Genomic DNA, 647 nt, shown 5'->3' with positions numbered 1-647 from the left:
CGGCAAGACGATGTCGCTGGGGCGGGGTGGGTCGGACTACTCGGCGGCGCTGGCGGCGGCGGCGCTCGATGCGCGGCTGCTGGAGATCTGGACGGACGTGGACGGCATCTTCAGCGCGGATCCGCGCCTGGTGCCGGAGGCGTTCGCGCTGGAGGAGGTGAGCTTCGAGGAGGCGATGGAGCTGGCCTACTTCGGCGCGAAGGTGCTGCACCCGAAGACGATTGCCCCGGCGCGCGAGCGGGGCATCCCGGTGCGCGTGTGCAACAGCTTCCGGCCGGAGCACCCGGGCACGCGGGTGACGGCCACGGCGCAGGCGACGCGGCATCCGGTGCGGGGCCTGTCGTTCCTGCCGGACATCGCGCTCATCAACATCGCGGGCGCGGGGCTGAAGGGCGTTCCGGGCACGGCCGCGCGCGTGTTCGAGGCGATGGCGCGCGCTTCCATCTCCGTGGTGTTGATTACCCAGGGCTCCAGTGAGTCCTCCATCAGCTTCTGCGTGGGCAAGGAGGAGGGCACCCGGGCGGTGCAGGCGCTGGAGGAGGCGTTCGAGGTGGAGCGCTCGGCGGGGAAGGTGGACCCCATCGAGTTGCAGCCGGGGCTGGCGGTGCTGAGCATCGTGGGTGACGGGATGCGGCACCGGGTGGGCG

At 71.9% G+C, this 647-nt stretch carries 1 protein-coding gene; it reads left to right on the top strand.

Translation table 11 applies throughout. The features are described from left to right. Positions 1-647: aspartate kinase (locus tag D7X74_RS42290; protein WP_120538500.1), on the top strand; the 647-nt coding region annotated here is incomplete at both ends.

The sequence above is a fragment of the Corallococcus sp. CA047B genome (assembly GCF_003612065.1).
Lineage (GTDB): Bacteria > Myxococcota > Myxococcia > Myxococcales > Myxococcaceae > Corallococcus > Corallococcus praedator.
Note: the sequence above shows the minus strand (reverse complement) of the source record. Positions and strands in the feature narration are given on the sequence as shown.